This window comes from Providencia sp. Marseille-Q8014 (genome assembly GCF_965112055.1).
On the sequence record NZ_CBCOPT010000001.1, the window covers coordinates 878140 to 900800 of the forward strand.

Sequence of the window (22661 nt, forward strand, 5' to 3'; positions counted from 1 at the left end):
CATCATTATGACAATGAGACGATGTCGACTGCCGAAAGTGCTGGCAACCAGTCTGTTGATGAGCAGTTTGATGCTGTGTTCAGCGGCGACCCTTGCAGAAACCTATACCTTAACCGTGAAGGTCACGGTAGTTGAGAAGACCTGTGATATCTACGGGCCTGACGGGATTGGACAGCCCATCAATGTGGCGATGGGCGACCTGATCATAAAAAACATCGATGGGGTTAGCTACGGAAAAACTGACATTCCGTATACTCTAAGTTGCGACGATGCAGCAAGTAATCCAGCCTTAAAACTGAAATTTGATGGCCCCCGCATGAGTGGCCAAGCGGCGAATGTGTTGTCCACCTCGGATCAGAACTTAGGATTACGCCTTATGGCGGGTAACAGTAATCTGAATTTAGGCGTCTGGCGTCATTTTAATTATAGCACTCAGCCAACCCTTAGTGTGATACCGATTGGCAGTGGGACTGGGGGGATTAATGACGGTCAGATGACTGCATCCGCGACGTTGAGTGTGGAGTATCAATAATGATGAACCGACAAGCTAAGATATATGCAATGGCATTATGGCTAAGCGGCTTGATGCCGCTGACGACGTATGCGGTAGATGTGAACTTTACCGCCAACTTAATCCAAAACCCGCCGTGTGATGTGGCGGGGCCGGACGGGGTTGACCAGCCGATCCGCGTGCCGTTTGGAGAGGTGGGGATCACCAAGATTAATGGCGAAAACTATCGCCAAGACTTTACCTTGACGCTGAGTTGCGGAACAGGGCTTGGGAATGCCGTGGCGTTATATCTTGAGTATCGCGGGATGGTCGCGGAGAGTTTTGATAATAAAGCCTTGCAAGCTAGTCAGACCGGGTTGGGGGTTCGATTATACCATCAAGGGGTCGTCATACCACCTAACACAGGGACACCGATAACGATGTCGGATAATGGCGTTGCAACTTTACCCTTGTATGCGGTGCCAGTGAAGGATACTGACCCGTCTGCAATGTTATATGAAGGGAATTTTACCGCGACGGCCAGTGTGGAGATGAATTACCCATGAGGATATTCAATCACAAGAGAACTTTCTGGATGTCGATGAGTGCAATACTGTGGTGTTGCAGTTTTCTACCGTCAGTGGCTCAGGCGGCGAACAGTAATGATATTCAGTACAGTGGAACGTTGATTGCGTTGCCGTGCACGGTTGACCCGAATTATGAGAACTTCGGAGTTGACTTTGGGGGCAATATTAATTCAAAGGATTTGCTGAATGGACAACGTCGTTATAGCAAGGAAGACATCCAATTTCATTTGACGGATTGTGATACTTCTTTGGGAAATAGTATTGCAGTGAAATTTAGCGGTGTTTCGACGACCGACAATGGATTACTGAATGTGGATGCTGGAAGTCAGGCTAGTGGGATTGCGATAGGTCTTGAAACCCCGAGTGGTGTAGCGTTACCCATTAATAACACTCAGGTAGAGCCTTTAATGCCGATAAAAAAAGGGGATATGACGATACGGTTACGGTCATATATACAGGCAGTGGAAGACGCAACGGTAGAGAGCATTCAGCCGGGTTTTTTTACGGCGACGCTGACGTATATGTTGATATATCAGTGAAGCGATGCTCCATTTTACGGGGTAGAGACGGGGTGTTTTCTATCAGGCTAGTGCAAGACTATATACGTCAATGCTCGCTAAGGTTTAGTAGTGATTTATTTGCCATCTATTGCTTAGTATTTATCTCACAATAACAGTTTAAGCGGTGGCAAATTTCTTGGTATTCAATTTCAAAATAGATTTCGTTGATGAGTATTCATTATCAAGCGACACAAGGAATCCATAAATGCGCATTCAGTTAGCTCTTTTGCTATTCACTTTTCCATTAACTTCTATTGGGGCATCTTACTTCAATCAGAACAATACTCCGCAAAGAGCAATAGGATATGGTGAAGGGTCTTTTTCAATATTTGGAACAGTATATAAAATCCAAGATAATATTGATCGGCGTCCTATAACCGATTCTGTTGGGTATGATACTGGAGTTATGTCCGCTGAAAGTTATGGCTACTCCGGTGGAGCAGTGACTATTGATGCTAAATACAATACGCTTTCTAACGTATCAGGAGGATCATCATGTTATTTGTATGGAACTCTATACTTTTCTGAGTCTGACGGCGGGTATGATTACAGTTACGGGCATCTGCGTTGGGATGTGTTTGGTGATGTATTTTATGATCCCAATCTGTATATAAAGGTTGATAAACCATGTAATCAAGCTATTTTATCCGATTTACCGACAGTTAATATTCCATTACCAAGCATCAACAAATTTTATATTTGGCGGGGTATATCTGGTATATGTGCCAATCGGTCTTGCTCAAATGGAAGTTATAATCATACTCGGGTTTTACCTCGTAATGGGTCTATGACTGCTTTGGCAGATGTAATCGCTTGCACATCAAATACAGTCAACAGTTCTACTTGCCGGTCTTTATTTTATAATACTGTACGTGGCACTGATATTCCTTCTGGGTTAATTCCTGACATCCCAGCTGTATGTAATGTGAATTTACCTGATCTGAACTTTGGAACTGTAGGCATGAATGACTGGGCTGGAAACATGGCTCAATCTATAGGCTCAGTATCTTGTACAAAGGATGCATCTATTACCTTTACTGTGGTTGGTGGAGATTCAGTTAAACTGGGCCCTTTTAATGCTTCTATTGGTATAAATGGGAAATTAGGCGGGTCATCGATCGTTAATACGGGGATAGGGGAAGTGACATTCACAATTGATGGACAGCTAAAATCGTCTACAGGGAGTGTTACAGCAGGGGAATATCAAACAAGTGTTGTAGTAATAGGTACAATTAATTGAAATGCATCTTACAATAAATAATAAAGCGACATCAATTTCATTGCTATTTACAAATTGAGTGATGCCATTTGCTCTAATTTTGGATATGCAGGTGCTATCAACGGTATTTTTATTTAGAGAAATGAGTGCATATTAGACTAATCTTATAAGTAATAGCTACAGAAATTGAATATGTTCCCATTTCTCAGAAATTTACTGGATTTATGAAAATTTGGAGTAGTAAAGTTAATTTGGTTACCAAGTCAGAGGTGATATATTACCTCATAAAAAACAGGTGACATTTATTGCAAAACGTATAAAACGATTTTTAAGTGCTGAACTTAAACTTGAAGCGACTCAATTTGTCATTGATTAAAATTGTTCCGCGGCCGAAGCTGCCAATGCCATGGGCGTGGGTAAATCAACCATTGGATAATGGGGGCGGCAACTCAAAAACGAGCGTAAAGGTATTTCGCCAAAAGCATCGGCAATGACACCAGAACAAGTTGAAATTCGTGCACTAAAAAAGAAAATTGCTCATCTCGAAAAGCATGACGAGCTCTTAAAGAAGGCTACTTTTCTGGTGATGTCAGACTCCCTGAACAACTTGCGATAATTAAAAAACTGAGCCAAAGCTACCGTATTCAAATATTATGTGGCGTGTTTAGTATTAAACTCTTTTCATATCACAATCCAGTGAATCGGTAAAAATACCCCCGGCGTAATTATTTTTAGCTTCCATAGAAGCGACAAAATATCATTGTGTACTTTTAATTAAACTAAAGTGATGTAAATATAATTTATATATTGGGAATTAGAATGGTTATTTCACTTTGTTAATGATGTGAATTATTTAAATTTGTATATTTTATGATGCTATTTTTATCGGTAATTTAATGAGCTAATAAATTATTAATGATTAATATAATTAAATATAAGTCAATGTAACTGAAATATGCCATGGTTATTTTAAAGGAAATGATTAATTTACTTTTATCTTGTTTGATAAAAAACGTATTCTTCCCTGAAAATAAACTTGGAGGTTGATGTATGTCATTGAATATAGAATTAAAAAACCAATTGGAATCATCTATACTTGATTTAAATCTGCCTGAAAATCCCTATTTTAAATCTCTGACTTCTGGTGAAATGACCCATGAACAATTTTTAAATAGCCAATTAGAATTTGCACCGATGGTTTATTTTTTCAGTAGGCCAATGGCACAAATTATAGCCAATATATCCGACCCTATTTCACGAATTGCCTTGGTGGGGAATCTTTGGGAAGAACACGGTCAAGGTGTTAAGGAAAATGTGCATGGAAATACAATCATAACTTTAATCGAACGTTTAGGTGGTGATATATCCAGTATTGATTTACAAAACCCCCCACCTAATGCTCGGATCTTTAATGAAGCATTACGTGGAGTTTCTTCTTTTTGTGATTTTCGTTTTGCTGCTTCTATGTATGCGGGTATTGAGAGAACATTTGTTGATGTGTCGTGCATGATATTTGAAGCGATAGCTAAAGAGGGTTGGCTTCCAGAAGATAAGATCACCCATTATGGCTTACATCGAGAACTGGATATTGAACACTCGGAAGATTTTTTGAAAGTTGTCAATCAATATTGGGATGAACCAAAATATCAATTTATGATTAAAGAAGGTATCAAATTTGGCTGCCAATTATTTGCTAATGCGTATGTTGGTTTTTATCGGAGCATGAGTAAGTAGCTCCAAGGATATTTATTATTCTTAGTAATATAGGTTAAATGTAGAATCTGGCTATTTATGAGCATGGATATTTATTATCATAAATAGCCGATTTTGGTTTGTATATGGCTAACCACTAATATAGTGAGGTTCTGTGCTCATGATATTTCTCAATGAGAACTATATTGGTGGTATTTTGTTTTAAACTCCCCATATAACAATCCACTGAATCGGTAAAAAGATGGAATAAACACCCCACCGCAATTGCTTTTAATTTCCATGATGGCAGTAAAAATATCATCACATACGCGATAGCTGCCCAACCAGTATGTAACGGATGGAAACCAATACCGCAGCGATTAGGATCAAAAATCGGATCGGCCAGTAAATGATCTAAATCGATCGCCATGGTTGCTATCATCAACAATGCCGCTAATTTCCAATTTTTTCGCCAAAATAGATAGCCAAATAAGATTGGCACTAAAAAATGAAAACCGTAGTGCACGATATTGCGAAAAATTTCAAATGCCACAATTAAACCTCTAATGCATTATTTTATTTATTAGCAGATATCTCTTCTTCATGCTTATCTGCCTTGGATTATTCAGTGCGTTTGAGCTAAATGTACTCATTTTCTGGTGGCTAGTGGGCTGCTATTGTATCGAGATTATAACCAAGTCGTATAACGAAAGGGGATTTTTTGTTTCGATATGTAGAGCACATGTTTATCTCCTATCTAATCAGCCAATTTTTCATAGCAAAATTTGTCAATAATCACTATTGTTATCTCTAAATGCATAAGAAGCATAAATCACCTTGATCCCTGATGGTAAACTCAGGTTTAATAAGGGTAATGAATTGCGCAAAAAACTCATCTTTAAGTGATATTTTGCGCAATGGAAAGGATTCAGCTCTGAAATGGCTTAATTTATTGACGATTCGCGGGCACAAATGTAGCGAATAATTGCTGTATGGAGCAAATTGCGTTAGTTTCATAGTTTGCCTATGAAAAAGTGCAATAATTCCGTATTGCGTTGTGAAAATTGGTTTAAGTACGTTTTTATCCGACCTGGAGTATACTAATGACGACTCGTAAAACCCTTGCTAATGCTATCCGCTGTCTAAGTATGGATGCGGTTCAAAAAGCAAAATCAGGGCACCCTGGCGCGCCTATGGGCATGGCCGATATTGCTGAAGTTCTGTGGCGTGACTATATGAATCATAACCCAGCAGATCCACACTGGGCTAACCGTGACCGTTTTGTTCTCTCTAATGGCCATGGTTCAATGCTGATCTATAGCTTGCTGCATCTGACGGGTTATGACTTATCTATCGATGAGCTAAAAAACTTCCGTCAACTCCACTCTAAGACACCAGGCCACCCTGAATATGGCTATACTCCAGGCGTTGAAACCACCACAGGTCCATTAGGGCAAGGTATTGCAAACGCAGTCGGTTTTGCTATCGCTGAACGCACTTTAGCGGCGCAATTTAACCGCCCAGGCCATGACATCGTCGACCATCACACTTATGTGTTCATGGGTGATGGTTGTATGATGGAAGGTATCTCACACGAAGTGTGCTCTCTAGCAGGGACACTGAAATTAAATAAACTGATTGCGTTTTATGATGACAACGGTATCTCTATCGACGGTCATGTACAAGGTTGGTTTACTGATGATACCGCAGCACGTTTTGAAGCTTATGGCTGGCATGTTATTCGTGATATCGATGGTCACGATGCCGATCAAATTCATGCTGCTGTCACAGAAGCACAGCGCGAAACAGATAAACCAACGCTGATTATGTGTAAAACCGTGATCGGTTTTGGTTCCCCAAATAAAGCAGGTACAGAATCTGTTCACGGTGCACCATTAGGTGATGCCGAAATTGCGGCAACACGTAAAAATCTAGACTGGCAGTATGGTCCATTCGAAATCCCACAAGATATCTATCAAGCATGGGATGCCCGTCAAGCTGGTAAAGAAAAACAAGCGGCTTGGAATGATAAGTTCGCCGCTTACGCAAAAGCCTTCCCTGAATTAGCTGAAGAATTTACTCGCCGTATGGCGGGTGAATTGCCTGCTAATTTTGATGCAGAAGCGAAGAAATTTATTGAAAATCTGCAAGCAAATCCTGCCAACATCGCTAGCCGTAAAGCGTCACAAAATGCTTTAGAAGCCTTTGGTAAAGTCTTGCCTGAGTTCTTAGGTGGTTCTGCTGACTTAGCACCAAGTAACTTGACTATGTGGTCTGGCTCTAAACCATTGAATGAAGACAAAGCGGGTAACTACATCCATTATGGTGTACGTGAATTCGGTATGTCAGCAATCATGAATGGTATTGCTTTACATGGTGGATTTGTTCCTTATGGTGCAACATTCCTCATGTTCGTTGAATATGCACGCAATGCTGTGCGTATGGCTGCATTGATGAAAGTGCGTAGTATCTTTGTTTATACTCACGACTCTATCGGTCTGGGTGAAGATGGCCCAACTCACCAACCTGTTGAGCAATTAGCTAGCTTACGTGTAACGCCTAATATGAATACATGGCGTCCATGTGACCAAGTTGAATCTGCTGTCGCATGGAAATACGCTATCGAGCGTAAAGATGGCCCAAGTGCGCTGATCTTCTCTCGCCAAAATCTGGAGCAGCAACCACGTACTGCTAAGCAATTAGCGGAGATCGAGAAAGGGGCTTATATCCTGAAAGATAGCGATGGCCAGCCGGAGCTTATCTTTATCGCGACAGGTTCAGAAGTTGAGTTAGCAGTGAAAGCCGCTGACCAACTGACTGGCGAAGGCCGTAAAGTACGTGTTGTTTCAATGCCTTCAACCGAGGTATTTGATAAACAAGACGCGGCATACCGTGAAGCCGTTCTACCATCAAGTGTGACTAAGCGTGTTGCTATTGAAGCAGGCATTGCAGATTACTGGTTCAAATATACAGGTCTCAATGGGGCTATCGTTGGTATGCATACATTTGGTGAATCAGCACCTGCTGAAGAACTATTCAAAGAGTTCGGTATCACTGTTGAAAGCGCAGTGAAAGCTGCTAAGTCATTGCTGAAGTAATTATTTTACGACCTAATTACGGGTCGTAAGAAAGAGTGAAATACGCCCTTACATCAATTTTGCTGTAGGGGCGTTGTTTTTTTGTGCATTTCATGTGTTTTGACTATTGCGTTCTGTGTCTATATCCCTTAATCTAATTCTTAAATAGCTGAACCGTTTCAGTTGCTGTGGTCAATAAGCTAAAAAATTTCAAAAGTGTCGAGTGAAGCACATTTTTGATGTTTGACCGTTAAAATCAGCAGTAGAGTTTGTGTGAGTCAGTTATCCTTATCAGCCGTGTGATTTTGTTGAAATTCAAGGTGTAGGATGCCAATAAAAGTGGCGATTAACGGCTTCGGTCGGATCGGACGGAGTGTACTAAGGGCTTTATATGAGTCTGGGCGACGTGCTGAAATTACGGTTGTCGCGGTTAATGAGCTGGCAAGCCCTGAAGGGATTGCGCATTTGCTGAAGTATGACTCAAGCCATGGTCGCTTTGCTTGGGATGTCCGCCTTAGCGGTTCGCTGTTGCAGGTCGGCGATGACAATATTCGTCTCTTTCATCAACCTGATATCAGTTCGCTACCTTGGAAAGAACTTGGAGTTGATGTTGTGCTTGACTGTAGTGGGGCATTCGGTTCTCGCGCAGATGGTTTAGCTCACCTCGATGCGGGCGCTAAAAAAGTGCTCTTCTCCCATCCTGGCTCGGATGATCTTGATGCGACAGTTGTCTATGGCGTTAATCATGATAGTCTAACAATTGACGATAAAATTATTTCAAACGCATCTTGTACCACAAACTGTATTATTCCGATCATTAAACTGTTAGATGATGCGTTCGGTATTGAGTCAGGCACGGTAACAACAATCCATGCATCAATGAATGATCAGCCTGTTATCGATGCTTATCATCATGACCTAAGAAGAACGCGAGCTGCCAGCCAATCAATTATTCCGGTTGATACTAAGCTAGCAGCGGGTATTACGCGAATTTTTCCAAAATTTCAAAATCATTTTGAGGCGATATCGGTACGTGTACCGACAACCAATGTGACAGCCATTGATTTGAGTGTTACCGTGCACAGTGATGTTAGCGTAGCAACGGTAAACCAACTCTTGCGAAGCGCCGCGCATGGACATTTTCGTGGTATAGTAGACTATACTGAATTACCGTTAGTCTCGATGGATTTTAATCATGATCCGCACAGTGCGATTGTTGATGGCACACAAACGAGAGTGAGCGGTAAGCATTTAATTAAAACCCTTGTTTGGTGTGATAACGAATGGGGGTTTGCTAACCGGATGCTAGATACAACTTTAGCGATGGCAGCAACAGGTTTCAACTAATTAACGGCTGACAGACGGTAGGGTAGACTATGATCCACACAGCCATTAATGAAAACTTTATAGAGAATCAACAAGAGGATTCACCATGTCTGTAATTAAGATGACCGATTTGGACCTAGCGGGTAAACGCGTTTTCATCCGTTCTGACCTAAACGTTCCTGTAAAAGATGGCAAAGTTACTTCTGATGCACGTATCCGTGCTTCATTACCAACAATTGAAACTGCTCTCAAGCAAGGTGCTAAAGTCATGGTCACATCTCACCTCGGTCGTCCGACTGAAGGCGAGTATAATGAAGAATTTTCACTGCAACCTGTTGTTGACTATCTGGCTGAAAAGATTGATTACCCGGTTCGTTTAGTCAAAGACTATTTAGGTGGCGTGGATATCGCGGAAGGCGAGTTAGTCGTTTTGGAAAACGTTCGCTTCAATAAAGGCGAGAAAAAAGACGATGAAACGCTGTCAAAACAGTATGCTGCACTGTGTGATGTTTATGTCATGGATGCTTTTGGTACCGCTCACCGTGCTCAAGCGTCAACGCATGGCGTTGCTAAATTCTCGCCAGTTGCTTGTGCTGGTCCTCTACTCAGCGCTGAACTTGAAGCATTAGGTAAAGCACTGGATAACCCTGCTCGCCCAATGGTGGCGATTGTCGGTGGTTCAAAAGTATCGACAAAACTGACCGTTTTAGATTCACTCTCTAAAATTGCCGATCAATTAATTGTGGGTGGTGGTATTGCAAACACCTTTATTGCCGCTGAAGGTAATAATGTTGGTCGCTCTTTATATGAAGCGGATCTGATCCCAGAAGCGAAAAAATTATTGGCAAACTGCCATATTCCAGTACCGACTGATGTCCGTGTAGCAACGGAGTTCTCTGAAACTGCGGAAGCGACATTAAAATCAAGTACTAAAATTAAAGATGATGAGCAGATCCTCGACTTAGGTGACGAGTCTGCTGAGCGTCTGGCTGAAATTCTGAAAAATGCTAAAACCATTCTGTGGAATGGCCCAGTTGGTGTTTTTGAATTCCCTAACTTCCGTAAAGGAACCGAAATCGTTGCACGTGCAATCGCTGATAGTGAAGCTTTCTCTATCGCGGGTGGTGGTGATACATTAGCGGCTATCGATTTATTCGGTATTGCGGATAAGATTTCATACATTTCAACAGGCGGCGGTGCATTCCTTGAATTCGTTGAAGGTAAAAAACTGCCGGCGGTTGTCATGCTGGAAGAACGTGCTAAAGCGTAATTAATTTGTCATGAACAACAGGCTGCGTAGGCAGCCTGTTTAACACAGGACCTTTTCAAATGTCTAAAATTTTTGATTTTGTAAAACCGGGTGTTCTCACAGGTGATGATGTACAGAAAGTTTTCGCAGTTGCCAAAGAAAATAACTTCGCATTGCCAGCGGTGAACTGTGTCGGTACAGACTCAATTAATGCCGTACTTGAAGCGGCAGCGAAAGTACGTGCTCCAGTTATTGTTCAGTTTTCTAACGGCGGTGCGGCTTTTATCGCGGGTAAAGGCTTGAAAGCAGAAGGGCAACAAGCCGCTATTCTGGGTTCAATCTCTGGCGCACATCATGTTCATCAAATGGCTGAGCATTATGGTGTTCCTGTGATCCTACATACTGACCACTGCGCACGTAAATTGCTGCCATGGATTGATGGTTTGTTAGATGCAGGTGAAAAACATTACGCGAAAACCGGTAAGCCTCTGTTCTCTTCACATATGATCGACCTGTCTGAAGAAACTCTGGAAGAAAATATCGAGATCTGTGCTAAGTATCTGGCTCGCATGGCAAAAATTGACATGACGCTAGAAATCGAACTGGGTTGTACTGGTGGTGAAGAAGACGGTGTTGATAACACCGGTATGGACAGTTCAGCGCTGTACACTCAACCAGAAGACGTTGCTTACGCGTATGAGAAACTGAGCGCAATCAGCCCACGTTTCACTATCGCGGCTTCTTTCGGTAACGTTCACGGTGTTTATAAGCCAGGTAACGTCCAGTTAACGCCAAAAATTCTACGTAACTCACAGGACTATGTTTCTGAGAAATTTAATCTGCCTCACAACAGCCTAGACTTCGTTTTCCACGGTGGTTCTGGCTCAAGCGCTGCTGAAATCAAAGAAGCGGTTAGCTACGGTGTTATCAAAATGAACATCGATACAGATACTCAGTGGGCAACTTGGGAAGGTATCCTGAACTACTACAAAAAGAACGAAGGTTATCTGCAAGGTCAGTTGGGTAACCCAGAAGGTGATGACAAGCCTAACAAAAAATACTATGACCCACGCGTATGGCTGCGTAAAGGTCAAGAATCCATGGTTGTTCGTTTAGAGCAAGCGTTCAAAGAACTGAACTGCGTTGACGTTCTATAATTGTGCTTAGGCTTGGTTAACCAAGCTAATCGCTAAATCCATCCCTCAGTAGGGTTATCTTACTGGGGGATTTTTGTATTTTTGAGCACTGAAACTAAATGTATAACAAGCTAATATGGAAGTTATTATTTTTTATTTGTTATAAAGGAGATATTTGAGTGAGTCGATGGAACCAGAATTTTTTAATCGCTATTGTTGGTGTCTTATCAATAGGTTGTTCAGTGGCAGGTAACAACGATAGGCTCGTCTATAAATTTGAAAATGATGAGTTTATTTTAGAAAAAGAGTGTGTTTCAGTACTTCAATTGGGACATTCAGAGTTAAAAAATGACTATGTTTTGAATATTGAGATCAATAGAACACCTAAATGTTCGGAAAGATTTAATTCTTTTCTGAGTAAAAATATTGGTAAAAAGGTATCCCTTTACTTCGGTGTAAATAAAATTTCTCAAACGTATATCGCAGGGGAAATACAATCTGAAAATGGATATAGACAGGCATTTTCGGATAAAAAAGTAATAAATAATATTTTAGAAAGCTATGGGCGAAATGCTAAAAACTAAAAGAAATCACGTTGTACTACTTTTAGTTTTATATAGTTAAATAATAAATTATTTAGGGAAGCTTATACTGACCGTGATAGGTACTGAATGTGATTTTATGCGTATACTTGCAGTTCCACCACCAGTAGCTTCAATAAGATAAGTTCCTGGTCCCACTGTATTAACCGTTTTCATTCCACTAGATATTGGATATTTAATCTCCACATCAAATGATGACTCTAAGTTTGATGAATTATTAAAATTAACGGTATACGAATGGGGAGTATTGGTAATTTCATTTGGCATACTTGTGAGGAGATCTTTCCACGCACTCCATATCCCTGGCATTGCAATAATACCTGTTGACTGTATAGGCCCTGAATAACCACATGGACCTTGTCTTTCCCTTGCGACTCTGGCTCTATCTAAACTCGCCATAATCATGCTTTTTTTCATATTCCTGAATTGCGCAAATCTTTGACTGTAAATTTTTAAAGCACCCGTCTTATCACCACTATTGATCGCTTTCATTCATTCTTGAAAATTTTTCTCTTTAAGATACGGACAGTTCTTTTCACCACAAACAAGATAAACATTGTTCTTTAATGCATCCTTGACTTCAGGCGGCCAGCTTGCTGGGATGAAGTCATGATTAACTTGTACATCATTGAACTCCCATGCTTTTGAATGTGGATCCCAGTGTGTATCAGGTATATGAGGTATACCACTATTACAATTATAGGGGGCGTAGCTAGGTCGAATAGGGTGTCTTTTCATTTGAAATTCCTTTTATTTATTCCATTAACTATTTAAATTTATTAGATATTATTTTTAATAAACAAATAAAATAGTAGCCATGAAATTGCATAGAGTAAATAAACGAAATTTGTTTATATGTCATAGGAAAGCGTAATCGTAATGACGTTTACGATGCAGCAAAAAAGCATTTATAACGAACGTGGTGTTCCTTGGTGGAAACGGAGCTGCCATTGGTTGTGCTGATTTTTGCTCCAAATCGATGAGCGTAGTGTTTGTTTAATACGTATCCCATTATTAAGTTGAAAACTTAAATAGGTGATGAGCACTGTATTCGCATCTATCTGTGCACATTGGAAATTTTCGGAGTGAATTTCCAATAAATTATTAGCTTGAGTGAGGGCTAAAAGTGTCTCTGTTTTATCGGCGCTCACACCAGAGCGGCAAAATTCTAAAAACGCTGGGTGCAGAATATTTTCAAGAAATTCTAAATTATCTCTATTTGAATAATGGTGTAGCTTTTTTTCTAGTGTGATTAGGTGATCAAAGAGTTTCTGCATATCATGTTCTTTATCAAAGTTGTTCAAATTGTCGTGCTAGGCGTTCAGCTAGCGTGAAAACCACTTCTGAATTGCCATGGACATGCAGAGCAATTTCCATCTCCTCTGCATCTGGAAAGCCTTCTTGTGCAGTCAGTATACGATGCTGTGGTAGCTTAGCTCGCAGTGGTAATAAACTGATGCCAAGGCCATCGGTAATGGCGCTTTGAATACCAGCAAGGCTTGTGCAAGTATAGGTAATATGCCAAGGGCGCTGTTCAATATCCAGTAAGCGGAACATATCGTTACGATACAAGCCATTTTCAGGGAAAACAATCAAAGGCAAAGAATCGGCATTAACATGTTGATTATTAGCGCTTGTTAGCCAACATAGAGGTTCTGGCCAACGATAATGGCTCTTAAATTCACCTTTTCGTTGCTTCACGATAATTAAATCGAGTTCACCTTGCTGGTATCGTTGATGAAGTTGGCGGCTTAAACCACTGGTAACCTCTAAACGAATGTTCGGGTGGTCACGCATAAACGTCGCAAGGGTTGGTGTAACTTGCCCAGAAGCAAAATCTTCAGGGAAACCAAGACGTAACGTTTGGATCACCGCATTGCCCGTAATTTTCATAAAAAACATATCATTGAGTGCGATAATTTTTTTGGCATAACTGAACAGGATTTCACCTGTTTCAGTTAATGTGAGCATTCGATGGGCGCGTATCAATAAAGGCTGGCCCACTAAGACTTCTAAGCGCTGGATCTGTTGGCTCAGAGTGGATTGAGTCGAGTTTAAATGTTGTGAAGCGACAGTGAAGCTGCCGGTCTCTGCCACCGCAATAAAAGTTTTAAGTAAGACCAAATTTAATAACGTATTCATTTTATAGATACCTAGCATTTGAATATTTAATTTTTAAATAGCATATATTTTCAGTAGATTAAATAGATTGCAGAGGAGGGGTACAATGAAAACACTATTTTTGCCAGCCAAATGGCTAGGCTATATGTTAGTTATTCTTAGTATATCATTGATATTTATTGTTAAATCATTTGCACAGGCAAATTCATCATCTCTAGTCGCTTTGGCTGAAAAAGGGGATTTGCCGGCGGTTACCCAAGCTATTCAACAAGGAGCAGATATTGAGCAACGAGACTTACGTTTGCGTACTCCCTTAATGGCGGCAACACATGCTAATCAAATCGAGGTGGCTCAATTTTTAATTGAACAAGGTGCCAATGTGAATGCACGCGATGCAATACAAGATTCCCCTTATTTATATGCAGGGGCTAGGGGATTACAGGAAATTTTAGAAATGACCCTAGCCCATGGCGCGGATTTGAAAAGCACTAACCGCTATGGTGGAACAGCATTAATTCCTGCCGCAGAGCGCGGGCATGTAAAAACGGTACAAACTTTAATTGATGCGGGAGTCGACGTTAATCATGTAAACAGATTAGGCTGGACGGCTCTGATAGAGGCAATCATACTGGGTGATGGTAGTGAAAAATATGCGGCTATTGTGACTCAATTGATCAAGGGTGGCGCCGATGTCAATTTAGCGGACGCTTCAGGAAAATCTCCGTTAGCGTTGGCCAAGCAAAAGGGTTATGACAATCTAGTTGAAATTCTTGAAAATTCAGGAGCTAAGTAATGTTAGATAAACAGTTTTTGCGACAAGCAATTTCACTGGCTAAAGAAAATGTTAAAACGGGCGGCCGTCCCTTCGGAGCCGTGATTGTTTGTGATGGTAAAGTCATTGCAACAGGGGTTAATCAGATGCTTGAATTGTGTGATCCCACAGCGCATGCAGAGCTAATGGCTTTAAGACAAGCAGGGGAGATCCTTCAGCGCACTCGATTAGAGGATTGTGTGGTCTATGCGAGCGGACAACCATGCCCAATGTGTTTAGCGGCAATGCGTATGGCAGGGATTTCACGAATTATTTACGCTTATTCAAATCAAGATGCAGAGCCATTTGGCTTATCAACAGAAGCAATTGCACAGGCACTTAGAGTGGAGCCACAACAGCAAAGCGGACTGACTTTTGTACAATTAAAGCCAGAAAATGAAACGCAATCAGCACTTTATACTTTTTGGCGGGAACAACAACATTAATGAGTGAACGTCAAACAGCATCGCTGGGTTTAGTACTGACAATCGTATTGGTCGGGATTAATTTAAGGCCGTTTATGACCGGCCCCGGCCCACTGATTGATGGCATTATGCAAACGACGGGGATGACTTATCAAGGTATTTCATTACTCACCTTATTGCCTATGCTATTAATGGGAATAGGAGCCTTAATTGTTCCTGCGCTTAACCAAAGGCTGGGAGAGCGCTTAGGTATTAGTCTGGCAATGTTATTGTTGTTCATCGGTTCCTTATGCCGCTTATTTGTTGCTGACAGTGGGCAATTGCTCATAACGGCTTTTATTTGTGGTGTCGGAGCCGCTTATATTCAAGCCGTTTTTCCTGGATTAATTAAATTACGTTTTCCACAAAAAATGGCCGCAATGACAGGGCTTTATTCGGCGATGTTGATGGCAGGGGGAGCAATAGGTGCACAATTAACGCCCCTTATTGCTAATTTCTCATGTTATGAAGCGATACCATCTTGCACTCATGAGTCTGGTCATTGGCAAGCCGCTTTAGCGTGGATGGCATTACCCGCTTTATTTGCTTTATTCGCCATTATTGCCAATATACGCTCTTCAGCTTCTCATCAACATGCTGGAAAAGGGGCAGTTTTGCAGTTTTTAACAAAACCAAGAGCATGGTTGCTTATGGTTGGCTTTGGTCTTGTTAATGCGGGATATGGTTCAGTCGTAACATGGTTAGCCCCCTTTTTTATTGAACAAGGTATGAGTAGTGCAAAAAGTGGTTCACTTGTCGCTTTATTGAGTGTATTTCAAGCATTATCGGCTTTGTTAATCCCTGTTTTAGCTTCCCATAATATTGATCGTCGATTTTGGTTGGTGGTAACGCTATGTAGCCAAGCAATTGGTTTTGCTGGTTTAGTGGTATTTCCTCATTCAGTGCCTTTTTTATGGGTTTGTTTAATCGGTATAGGGCTGGGTGGGTGTTTTGCACTAAGTATTATTACGTCTCTTGATCATTTGCCTCATCCCGCAAGTGCTGGCGCGTTAACCTCTCTGATGCAAGCTGGTGGATTTATTATTGCGGCCTTTGGTCCTTTCTTTGCCGCATGGCTACATGAAATCAGCCAAAGTTTCGCTTGGGTATGGGGCGCACATATCTTAATGATATTAATAACATTATTTCTTTTTTTGCGTCTTAATCCAAAACATTACGCTAAGCTATTCAGTATTAAATAGAGTTTAATGCACGAATTGCAAATGATAATGATTGTTATTTTCTTGTTTCTTTGACAAGATAGCAGGCACATAGCCTTTGTTTCGAAAAAGATCATGCAGCAGTGTTCTGAAGACAAACTTAATCAAGCTCATTCCCATCGTGAAGATTACTCGATTGGTGCTTTTATCAGGATCAGTCGTGGTGAGTTTGTGATCCCGCATGATCTTGGGATTGATGAAGAACAACAGGCAGGCCTGAAGTTAGTGGCCATACATCAAGGCGCAATGGGTTGTCGTAGCAGCTCTGGACATAATGTCGAAGTGAATTCACCCTCATTGATACTCTCTGGCAGCCAGAAAAGCTATCAGTTATGCAACCTGTTTCGCGCCTGCCAACCAATGAAGTATACAATGATTGATATTTCACCTGAGTGGCTTGAACAGCATCAATTAGTTTTGCCTGATAGCTGCTATCCCTCTCATAAAGCTCAACTACGCCATTTCGCGATCCCTGCGAGTGTATTAGCGATGACGCAGCAGCTATTTACTTGTCCAACCCATCCTTCGTTACACCAACTTTATTTAGGTGCCAAGGTAACTGAAATTACTGCACTGTGTTTACATCATTTTTTACATGAACCAGTACAAACAGCCCCAAAATTACGCCAACGTGAGATTGATAATCTACACATGGCAAAAGCTATTTTGATGCAAGAGTTAGAATCCCCTCCAAGTTTGGATGTATTAGCTAAGCGTGTTGGCATGAATACGCGTAAGTTGACCCAAGGCTTCCGCCAGTTATTTGGTAATAGTATTTATGGTTGGTTACAGGAGTATCGTTTAGATACCGCGTATCAATTGTTAACGGTGCATGACGCCAACATTTCGACCATCGCCTATCAGGTTGGTTATACCCCAGCCCATTTCTCTGTTGCATTTCGTAAGCGTTTTGGTCTCTCGCCAAATCAACTCAAAAAACGTTAGTTGTTGCCGGATAGCGATAGACAAAATCCGGCATTCGAAAGTAACCAATCCCATAAATTGCTAAATTGATAACAATTATCATTTAACTTTTTTAGGGTAGAAAATGTTGTCTGTTCATCACTCTCAGCGCTTATCAGGGCTCAAATTAGCGCCCTGTGCATTGTTTTTGGCAACTGCACCGTGGGCCTTTTCAGTCGGGGCAGAAGAAAGCTCTCAATCTAAACATGATGTTATGCAAGTCACTACCCTATCGAGTGTTGATGATGACTATGTTGAGCCGGGTGTCACTACATTAGGAAAAATAGCCTTAAAGCCAAGAGAAGTGGCGCAATCGGTCAGTGTGATTGATCGTGAACAAATCGAAAAACAAAACTTACAAACGCTTGATGACGTTATGCAAAGGGCGACAGGGGTAACAAGTGCCCCTTATGTGAAGTTGACTACCGCTTATTATGTGCGCGGCTTCCAGATTGACTCTTTTGAAATTGATGGTGTTCCGGCATTGCTCGGTAATATGGCCAGCTCTCCACAGGATATGGCGGTCTATGAGCGTGTTGAGATTTTACGTGGCTCCAATGGGTTGCTTCACGGTATGGGCAACCCTGCTGCGACAGTCAATATGGTACGTAAGCATGCGCCAAAAGAGGACATGGCAAAACTCAGTTTAACGGCCGGGAGTTGGAATCGTTATCGGGGTGAGGCCGATGTAGGTGGCTTGCTTAATGAGTCGGGGAGTGTTCGCGGACGCTTTGTTATGGCATGGGAAGATAAAGATTTCTTCTATGATGTTTCCGATCAGAAGACGCGTTTAATGTATGCCACTGTTGATGCCGACCTAACGCCGGACACGTTGCTGCGGGTAGGAGCACAATATCAAACAATCGATTCAGTAACCAATATGGCAGGTGTGCCGATGGGGAAAGATGGTAGCGATTTACATCTACCTCGTAAAACCTATCTTGATGTGGATTGGGATCGTTTTAAATGGGATACCACCCGTACTTTTGCCGCCATTGAACACCAAATCAACGATGATTGGCAGTATAAGCTCAATACCGAATATCAGCACGTTAATGCAAGGCTTATTTATGCGGGGGCATGGGGAAATATCGACCCTGAAACAGGGGATGGAGCCATGCTAATGGGAGGCGCGTATAAATTCCGCAACGAACAAATCAGCCTAGATACAAGCTTAAATGGCAAGGTTGAAGGTTGGGGGCAAAAACATGATGTGATCATGGGCGTGAATTATTCTCATGCGAGTGAAAAACAGTATAGCGCTGAGTTTGACCCTGCACTGAATGTTCCGGTGAATGTTTATCGTTGGGATCCCCATAGTGTGCCTAAGCCTAAAATAGGCCAATACAGTTCACCCGGAGCAACCAAGACGACCCAAAAAGGCGTATATGGGATGGGCAGAATTAAGGTTGTGGAGCCTGTAACGGTGATTATTGGTGCGCGTGATAGTTGGTGGGAACTGAAATCACCAAGCGCTAAATTCACGGAAAATGGCCGTATCACGCCATACGGTGGTGTGATTTGGGATTTTGCAAAAGATTGGTCTTGGTATAGCAGCTATTCAACCGTGTATCAGCCACAAACGGCGAAAACGTGGAGTGGCAAAATGCTTAAGCCTGTGGAAGGGCAAACGTTGGAAACAGGGATTAAGGCGGGGTTGCTTAATGGCAGCGTAAACTTATCTGGTGCGGTGTATCAAATAGATATTAAAAATAACCCTCAAATAGATCCGGATCATCCAACTGGTGGTTTCGATAACTACTTTATCAGCGGTGGAAAGGTTCGTAGTCAGGGTTTTGAATTAGAAGGTGTTGGCTACATTACCCCATTTTGGGATGTCTCTGTTGGTTATACTTACACTGATACCAAGTATCGTGATGATAGCCAAAATAAAGGGAATGCTTATAACACCTTAACCCCACGTCATATGCTACGGGTTTGGACAAATTATGACCTTCCTTGGGATGAGCGTAAATGGAGCGTTGGTGGTGGTATGCAAGCACAAAGTGCCTATAGCACGACCAACGGCAATGTCACCTTACGCCAAGGGGGCTATGCGCTGTTTAATGCACGTTTAGGTTATCAAATTGATGAAACGTGGACAGCAGCCGTTAACCTAAATAACATATTTGATCGTCGCTACTATTCCGGGTTGTTCTCACCGCAATGGAATAACCGTTATGGCGACCCTCGCAATGTGATGTTGACGGTAAAGGCTGATTTTTAATGAAATTAGTCAGTGTCATCGCAGTCATTGGTACTTTGATTGGGGGAGTCGTGCTCTCCCTATCATTAGCCCAGCTATACCCTTCCGTTGATCCATTAAACCGCCTTTATGGTGCTGTTTTCCTTTCGGTTTTTGTCACTATAGGCATGTTTGTCTACAGTTTAACGGCCCAAGGGTGGCAGCAAATGTTGTTGCGCAGTTATGGATGGTGGCCAATTCCATTGTTAATACTGTTTTGGCAGGGGGGATTATGACGGTACCTCTTATACGCCGGATGTCTAATTTGCATCGTAGTGCGGGGGCATTTTTAGGTGTTTTTTTATTTGTGATCATGTTGAGTGGTACTTGGAGCTTAGGCAGCGACGCCTTGCGTCTTTGGTGGAATAAAGCCCCGCTTTCGGGCGAGCACTTACCATTATCGCAATTATTAGCACGACAGCCTGACTCAACATTAGTGCAGCTACCTCAACCTGCTAATCCGACGATCACGTTTTGCCTTGGAATAGGGCAATGTGATAACAGCTATAGCGCAATATCTGGCCAGCCTTTAGTGCAAAATACACCCGCAATGTGGTTGGTAACTTTGCATAAGAGCCTCTTTATGGATTTCCCCGGACGCATTTTTATCAGCCTATTTGGTTTTGCACTAGCAGTACTCTTAATCAGTGGCTTTATTATTAACCGACGTAAGCTAGCTTCCATGATGCAGATACCTCGTCGGCGAAATTTACGTTTATTGATCCATGATCTCCATAATGGGTTGGGGTTATGGTGTTACCCATGGCTAATTCTGTTTGCTGTCACGGGAGCATTATCAGGGGTAGGCGCTTTAGGTACCGTTGGGCTGGCAAGCAGTGTCAATCCTGATCATCCTCAATTAGTGATGCAACAATTGATGGGGGATTTTCGAGAGATAGCCAGCCAGCCGCCTACACAAGGCCGCTACCAACCCGAGCAAGTTCTCACATTGCTTGAACAATCCTATCCATCATTCACACCTCAAATATTAATGCGCCGCGATAACGTGTTGATTGTGGGGGGCGTGCGGGCAGGGCAACCCAGTAGTGCGAATTTTGAACAATACCGTTTCGATTTGCATAAAGGGCAGCTAACGGGCATTCGAGACTCTTCTGAGCAGGCATTTTGGACTCGTGCTTTTATCAGTATCCAGCCACTGCATTATGGTCAATATCAATGGCTACCGAAACTCGGCATGGTGTTGAGCGTTTTACATTTTATTGCTGGCTTTAGCGGCTGTGTATTGGTCGCAAGTGGGTTGGCAATGTGGTGCTGGCGGCACTCAGATTCACCTATTTCAGGGGTAATAGTGGGATGTTGTGGCGGATTGTTGTTGTCAACGAGCGGATTACTTGTCGTGATGTCCTTGTCATTCGCATTGCCAATGCGTGTATTTTTTCTATTTTGGGGCGCCATTTGGGTCATGTGTATGGTGGTTAAGCATAGACGCCAGATGTTGATTCTGATTGCCTCATTATCTGCTTTGCTATTTTTCATCGCGTTAGCTTGTTCCCTATGGCAACAGCCGGCCTACTTGACTCGAATTAATTTTATCTTGCTGTTTTGTGGCGTATTTTTGTTATTAGCACTTGTATGTGTTGCGAAATTGTCCGCACCACAAAAAAGTGATCGGAGTGGATATGAAAGATCTATTACAGAATAAACAGTTAGTCGTGACCTTAGGGTTATTATATCTTGCACAAGGCATTCCAATGGGCGTTGCAATGGATGCGTTGCCGACATTTTTACGCCATGATGGCAGTGAACTGAGTGTATTAGCTTTTTTACCCTTAGTTGGACTACCTTGGGTGATTAAATTCCTCTGGGCACCTTTTGTTGATAACCATTGGGGAAAGACATTAGGACGTCGTAAAAGTTGGATCATTCCAATGCAAGTGGTGGTCACTGTGAGCATGTTTTCACTCAGTGTGATTGGGTTTTCTGTGGAAAATGCTATCGCGTGTGTAGCATTACTTTGTCTTTCCTCTTTAGCGAGTGCAACCCAAGATATTGCCACAGATGGAATGGCGGCAGAGCAAGTCAATAGCGCAATGCTATCTAAAATTAATGCGATACAGATAGCGGGGGTGATGGCTGGCTTTTTTATTGGCGGCGCAGGCTTGATGATGATGAGCGACTCTTTAGGCCAACATATGTCATTGGCAATTTTGGCGTGCGTACCATTATTGAGCTTATTGTTTATTGCGGTATGCCCACTGAAAAAAACACAGACAAGCGTTGTCGCTGAAAAAGCAAGTCTGTTAAACACCTTTAAACGGCGTGGTGCTCCTCGATTATTATTATTAACACTGTTATCCGCTGTCACTGCTGTTTCAGGGTTTGGATTGGCTAAACTATTCCTCAATGATGCAGGCTGGTCTTTAGCGAAGATCGGCAAAATGGGGATGGCTGGTGGAATGGTAACCTTGATATTAGGATGCGGCGGTGGCGCATGGCTGATTGGTAAGATAGGTGTTTGGCGGGCCTTTTCATTCGGTTTACTGTTTGCACTGCTATCCTCTTTACTTTGGATGGTGCAATCAGTGAATGGTGTGATGATGGGGTTAGTGGCGACATGTATCGTTCTTGGTTCCTTGTCAGCAGGTATTACCTCTGTTGCTATCATGACCGCAGGCATGCAGTTTGCATCACGTTACCATCAAGCAGGCACAGATATGACCGCAGTGCAAAGCACTCGTGATATTGGTGAATTAGCGAGTTCAATGATGCTCGTGGGATTGACCGCTGCAATAGGGTATTCAGGCGGCTTTATGTTGGGGGCTGGTATCGCTTTTGTCGCATTGCTGGTTACCTTTTCACATTACCGTTATATGCAACGATTGAAAACAGAAGAAGCCGCTTAAGTCAGGCTTAAAACTCTCCTGCCTATAAAGGCAGG

Annotated in this window: 23 protein-coding genes and 1 pseudogene; 19 read left to right on the forward strand and 5 right to left on the reverse strand. The window is 42.2% G+C overall.

The window, feature by feature from the left end:
* Positions 1 to 7 precede the first annotated feature (7 nt).
* From ACWPW6_RS03760 to ACWPW6_RS03785, 6 genes and pseudogenes are all read left to right on the forward strand, one after another.
* Positions 8 to 532, forward strand: coding sequence for a fimbrial protein (locus ACWPW6_RS03760; RefSeq protein ID WP_223854850.1), 525 nt, complete (start codon positions 8 to 10; stop codon positions 530 to 532).
* A 53-nt stretch (positions 533 to 585) separates the two neighbouring features.
* On the forward strand, positions 586 to 1056 hold the full coding sequence (locus ACWPW6_RS03765; protein ID WP_227698440.1) for a fimbrial protein: 471 nt from the start codon (positions 586 to 588) through the stop codon (positions 1054 to 1056).
* A gap of 35 nt (positions 1057 to 1091) precedes the next feature.
* The gene (locus ACWPW6_RS03770; RefSeq protein WP_225829620.1) at positions 1092 to 1616 is read left to right on the forward strand and encodes a fimbrial protein; all 525 of its coding nucleotides are present in this window, start codon (positions 1092 to 1094) and stop codon (positions 1614 to 1616) included.
* Positions 1617 to 1842: 226 nt separating this feature from the next.
* The gene (locus ACWPW6_RS03775; protein WP_249999892.1) at positions 1843 to 2877 is read left to right on the forward strand and encodes a hypothetical protein; all 1035 of its coding nucleotides are present in this window, start codon (positions 1843 to 1845) and stop codon (positions 2875 to 2877) included.
* Positions 2878 to 3160: 283 nt separating this feature from the next.
* Positions 3161 to 3543 (forward strand): annotated as a pseudogene (locus tag ACWPW6_RS03780) (transposase); the annotation flags it as partial.
* Between the two features lie 363 nt (positions 3544 to 3906).
* Positions 3907 to 4590 (forward strand): TenA family transcriptional regulator, encoded by a 684-nt coding sequence (locus tag ACWPW6_RS03785; protein ID WP_163860723.1) that lies wholly within the window; start codon positions 3907 to 3909, stop codon positions 4588 to 4590.
* Between the two features lie 115 nt (positions 4591 to 4705).
* On the opposite strand, the gene ACWPW6_RS03790 is transcribed toward ACWPW6_RS03785, so the two are convergent.
* Positions 4706 to 5101: a DUF6122 family protein gene (locus ACWPW6_RS03790; RefSeq protein ID WP_163860724.1), complete on the reverse strand. Its 396-nt coding sequence runs from the start codon at positions 5099 to 5101 to the stop codon at positions 4706 to 4708.
* Positions 5102 to 5651: 550 nt separating this feature from the next.
* Between ACWPW6_RS03790 and tkt the strand changes: the two genes are divergently transcribed.
* The 5 genes from tkt (at position 5652) to ACWPW6_RS03815 (ending at position 11920) form a co-directional block, all read left to right on the forward strand.
* A complete protein-coding gene (gene tkt / locus ACWPW6_RS03795; protein ID WP_249999895.1) occupies positions 5652 to 7646 on the forward strand; it encodes a transketolase in 1995 nt (664 codons plus the stop codon).
* Positions 7647 to 7952: 306 nt separating this feature from the next.
* The gene (epd, locus tag ACWPW6_RS03800) at positions 7953 to 8972 is read left to right on the forward strand and encodes an erythrose-4-phosphate dehydrogenase (protein ID WP_154623658.1); all 1020 of its coding nucleotides are present in this window, start codon (positions 7953 to 7955) and stop codon (positions 8970 to 8972) included.
* Between the two features lie 85 nt (positions 8973 to 9057).
* The gene (gene pgk, locus ACWPW6_RS03805; RefSeq protein ID WP_154623657.1) at positions 9058 to 10221 is read left to right on the forward strand and encodes a phosphoglycerate kinase; all 1164 of its coding nucleotides are present in this window, start codon (positions 9058 to 9060) and stop codon (positions 10219 to 10221) included.
* Between the two features lie 59 nt (positions 10222 to 10280).
* Positions 10281 to 11357, forward strand: coding sequence for a class II fructose-bisphosphate aldolase (gene fbaA / locus ACWPW6_RS03810; RefSeq protein ID WP_154623656.1), 1077 nt, complete (start codon positions 10281 to 10283; stop codon positions 11355 to 11357).
* Between the two features lie 158 nt (positions 11358 to 11515).
* The gene (locus ACWPW6_RS03815; protein ID WP_249999897.1) at positions 11516 to 11920 is read left to right on the forward strand and encodes a hypothetical protein; all 405 of its coding nucleotides are present in this window, start codon (positions 11516 to 11518) and stop codon (positions 11918 to 11920) included.
* A 48-nt stretch (positions 11921 to 11968) separates the two neighbouring features.
* On the opposite strand, the gene ACWPW6_RS03820 is transcribed toward ACWPW6_RS03815, so the two are convergent.
* The 4 genes from ACWPW6_RS03820 to ACWPW6_RS03835 all read right to left on the reverse strand — a co-directional run bounded on the left by ACWPW6_RS03820 (position 11969) and on the right by ACWPW6_RS03835 (position 14080).
* Positions 11969 to 12430: a colicin Z C-terminal domain-related protein gene (locus ACWPW6_RS03820; RefSeq protein ID WP_249999900.1), complete on the reverse strand. Its 462-nt coding sequence runs from the start codon at positions 12428 to 12430 to the stop codon at positions 11969 to 11971.
* On the reverse strand, positions 12431 to 12676 hold the full coding sequence (locus ACWPW6_RS03825; protein WP_249999902.1) for a hypothetical protein: 246 nt from the start codon (positions 12674 to 12676) through the stop codon (positions 12431 to 12433).
* A gap of 170 nt (positions 12677 to 12846) precedes the next feature.
* Positions 12847 to 13215, reverse strand: coding sequence for a nuclear transport factor 2 family protein (locus ACWPW6_RS03830; RefSeq protein WP_249999903.1), 369 nt, complete (start codon positions 13213 to 13215; stop codon positions 12847 to 12849).
* Positions 13216 to 13228: 13 nt separating this feature from the next.
* The gene (locus ACWPW6_RS03835) at positions 13229 to 14080 is read right to left on the reverse strand and encodes a LysR substrate-binding domain-containing protein (RefSeq protein ID WP_249999906.1); all 852 of its coding nucleotides are present in this window, start codon (positions 14078 to 14080) and stop codon (positions 13229 to 13231) included.
* A gap of 85 nt (positions 14081 to 14165) precedes the next feature.
* Here ACWPW6_RS03835 and ACWPW6_RS03840 point away from each other — a divergent pair, with 85 nt between their 5' ends.
* The 8 genes from ACWPW6_RS03840 (at position 14166) to ACWPW6_RS03875 (ending at position 22626) form a co-directional block, all read left to right on the forward strand.
* A complete protein-coding gene (locus ACWPW6_RS03840) occupies positions 14166 to 14852 on the forward strand; it encodes an ankyrin repeat domain-containing protein (RefSeq protein ID WP_154622647.1) in 687 nt (228 codons plus the stop codon).
* Complete coding sequence (locus ACWPW6_RS03845) at positions 14852 to 15316, forward strand: nucleoside deaminase (protein WP_154622648.1); 465 nt, start codon at positions 14852 to 14854, stop codon at positions 15314 to 15316. The genes ACWPW6_RS03840 and ACWPW6_RS03845 overlap by 1 nt, the downstream gene beginning before the upstream one ends.
* Entirely contained in the window at positions 15316 to 16536 is a 1221-nt protein-coding gene (locus ACWPW6_RS03850) for a cyanate transporter (protein ID WP_249999908.1), read from the forward strand. Before ACWPW6_RS03845 ends, ACWPW6_RS03850 begins: the two co-directional genes overlap by 1 nt.
* Before the next feature lie 93 nt (positions 16537 to 16629).
* Entirely contained in the window at positions 16630 to 17499 is an 870-nt protein-coding gene (locus ACWPW6_RS03855; RefSeq protein ID WP_154622650.1) for a helix-turn-helix domain-containing protein, read from the forward strand.
* A 103-nt stretch (positions 17500 to 17602) separates the two neighbouring features.
* Positions 17603 to 19744, forward strand: coding sequence for a TonB-dependent siderophore receptor (locus tag ACWPW6_RS03860; RefSeq protein WP_154622651.1), 2142 nt, complete (start codon positions 17603 to 17605; stop codon positions 19742 to 19744).
* Positions 19744 to 19998 (forward strand): hypothetical protein, encoded by a 255-nt coding sequence (locus tag ACWPW6_RS03865; RefSeq protein WP_249999911.1) that lies wholly within the window; start codon positions 19744 to 19746, stop codon positions 19996 to 19998. The genes ACWPW6_RS03860 and ACWPW6_RS03865 overlap by 1 nt, the downstream gene beginning before the upstream one ends.
* Positions 19995 to 21425, forward strand: coding sequence for a PepSY-associated TM helix domain-containing protein (locus tag ACWPW6_RS03870; protein ID WP_249999913.1), 1431 nt, complete (start codon positions 19995 to 19997; stop codon positions 21423 to 21425). Before ACWPW6_RS03865 ends, ACWPW6_RS03870 begins: the two co-directional genes overlap by 4 nt.
* The gene (locus tag ACWPW6_RS03875; RefSeq protein ID WP_249999915.1) at positions 21403 to 22626 is read left to right on the forward strand and encodes a RhtX/FptX family siderophore transporter; all 1224 of its coding nucleotides are present in this window, start codon (positions 21403 to 21405) and stop codon (positions 22624 to 22626) included. The genes ACWPW6_RS03870 and ACWPW6_RS03875 overlap by 23 nt, the downstream gene beginning before the upstream one ends.
* The last annotated feature ends 35 nt before the right edge of the window (positions 22627 to 22661 follow it).

Bases quoted from the DNA above. Each gene is read 5' to 3' on its own strand.
- ACWPW6_RS03760 (WP_223854850.1), top strand. From the start codon at position 8: ATGACAATGAGACGATGTCGACTGCCGAAAGTGCTGGCAACCAGTCTG.
- ACWPW6_RS03765 (WP_227698440.1), top strand. From the start codon at position 586: ATGCCGCTGACGACGTATGCGGTAGATGTGAACTTTACCGCCAACTTA.
- ACWPW6_RS03770 (WP_225829620.1), top strand. From the start codon at position 1,092: ATGAGTGCAATACTGTGGTGTTGCAGTTTTCTACCGTCAGTGGCTCAG.
- ACWPW6_RS03775 (WP_249999892.1), top strand. From the start codon at position 1,843: ATGCGCATTCAGTTAGCTCTTTTGCTATTCACTTTTCCATTAACTTCT.
- ACWPW6_RS03785 (WP_163860723.1), top strand. From the start codon at position 3,907: ATGTCATTGAATATAGAATTAAAAAACCAATTGGAATCATCTATACTT.
- tkt (WP_249999895.1), top strand. From the start codon at position 5,652: ATGACGACTCGTAAAACCCTTGCTAATGCTATCCGCTGTCTAAGTATG.
- epd (WP_154623658.1), top strand. From the start codon at position 7,953: ATGCCAATAAAAGTGGCGATTAACGGCTTCGGTCGGATCGGACGGAGT.
- pgk (WP_154623657.1), top strand. From the start codon at position 9,058: ATGTCTGTAATTAAGATGACCGATTTGGACCTAGCGGGTAAACGCGTT.
- fbaA (WP_154623656.1), top strand. From the start codon at position 10,281: ATGTCTAAAATTTTTGATTTTGTAAAACCGGGTGTTCTCACAGGTGAT.
- ACWPW6_RS03820 (WP_249999900.1), bottom strand. From the start codon at position 12,430: ATGAAAGCGATCAATAGTGGTGATAAGACGGGTGCTTTAAAAATTTAC.
- ACWPW6_RS03825 (WP_249999902.1), bottom strand. From the start codon at position 12,676: ATGAAAAGACACCCTATTCGACCTAGCTACGCCCCCTATAATTGTAAT.
- ACWPW6_RS03830 (WP_249999903.1), bottom strand. From the start codon at position 13,215: ATGCAGAAACTCTTTGATCACCTAATCACACTAGAAAAAAAGCTACAC.
- ACWPW6_RS03835 (WP_249999906.1), bottom strand. From the start codon at position 14,080: ATGAATACGTTATTAAATTTGGTCTTACTTAAAACTTTTATTGCGGTG.
- ACWPW6_RS03840 (WP_154622647.1), top strand. From the start codon at position 14,166: ATGAAAACACTATTTTTGCCAGCCAAATGGCTAGGCTATATGTTAGTT.
- ACWPW6_RS03845 (WP_154622648.1), top strand. From the start codon at position 14,852: ATGTTAGATAAACAGTTTTTGCGACAAGCAATTTCACTGGCTAAAGAA.
- ACWPW6_RS03850 (WP_249999908.1), top strand. From the start codon at position 15,316: ATGAGTGAACGTCAAACAGCATCGCTGGGTTTAGTACTGACAATCGTA.
- ACWPW6_RS03855 (WP_154622650.1), top strand. From the start codon at position 16,630: ATGCAGCAGTGTTCTGAAGACAAACTTAATCAAGCTCATTCCCATCGT.
- ACWPW6_RS03860 (WP_154622651.1), top strand. From the start codon at position 17,603: ATGTTGTCTGTTCATCACTCTCAGCGCTTATCAGGGCTCAAATTAGCG.
- ACWPW6_RS03865 (WP_249999911.1), top strand. From the start codon at position 19,744: ATGAAATTAGTCAGTGTCATCGCAGTCATTGGTACTTTGATTGGGGGA.
- ACWPW6_RS03870 (WP_249999913.1), top strand. From the start codon at position 19,995: ATGACGGTACCTCTTATACGCCGGATGTCTAATTTGCATCGTAGTGCG.
- ACWPW6_RS03875 (WP_249999915.1), top strand. From the start codon at position 21,403: ATGAAAGATCTATTACAGAATAAACAGTTAGTCGTGACCTTAGGGTTA.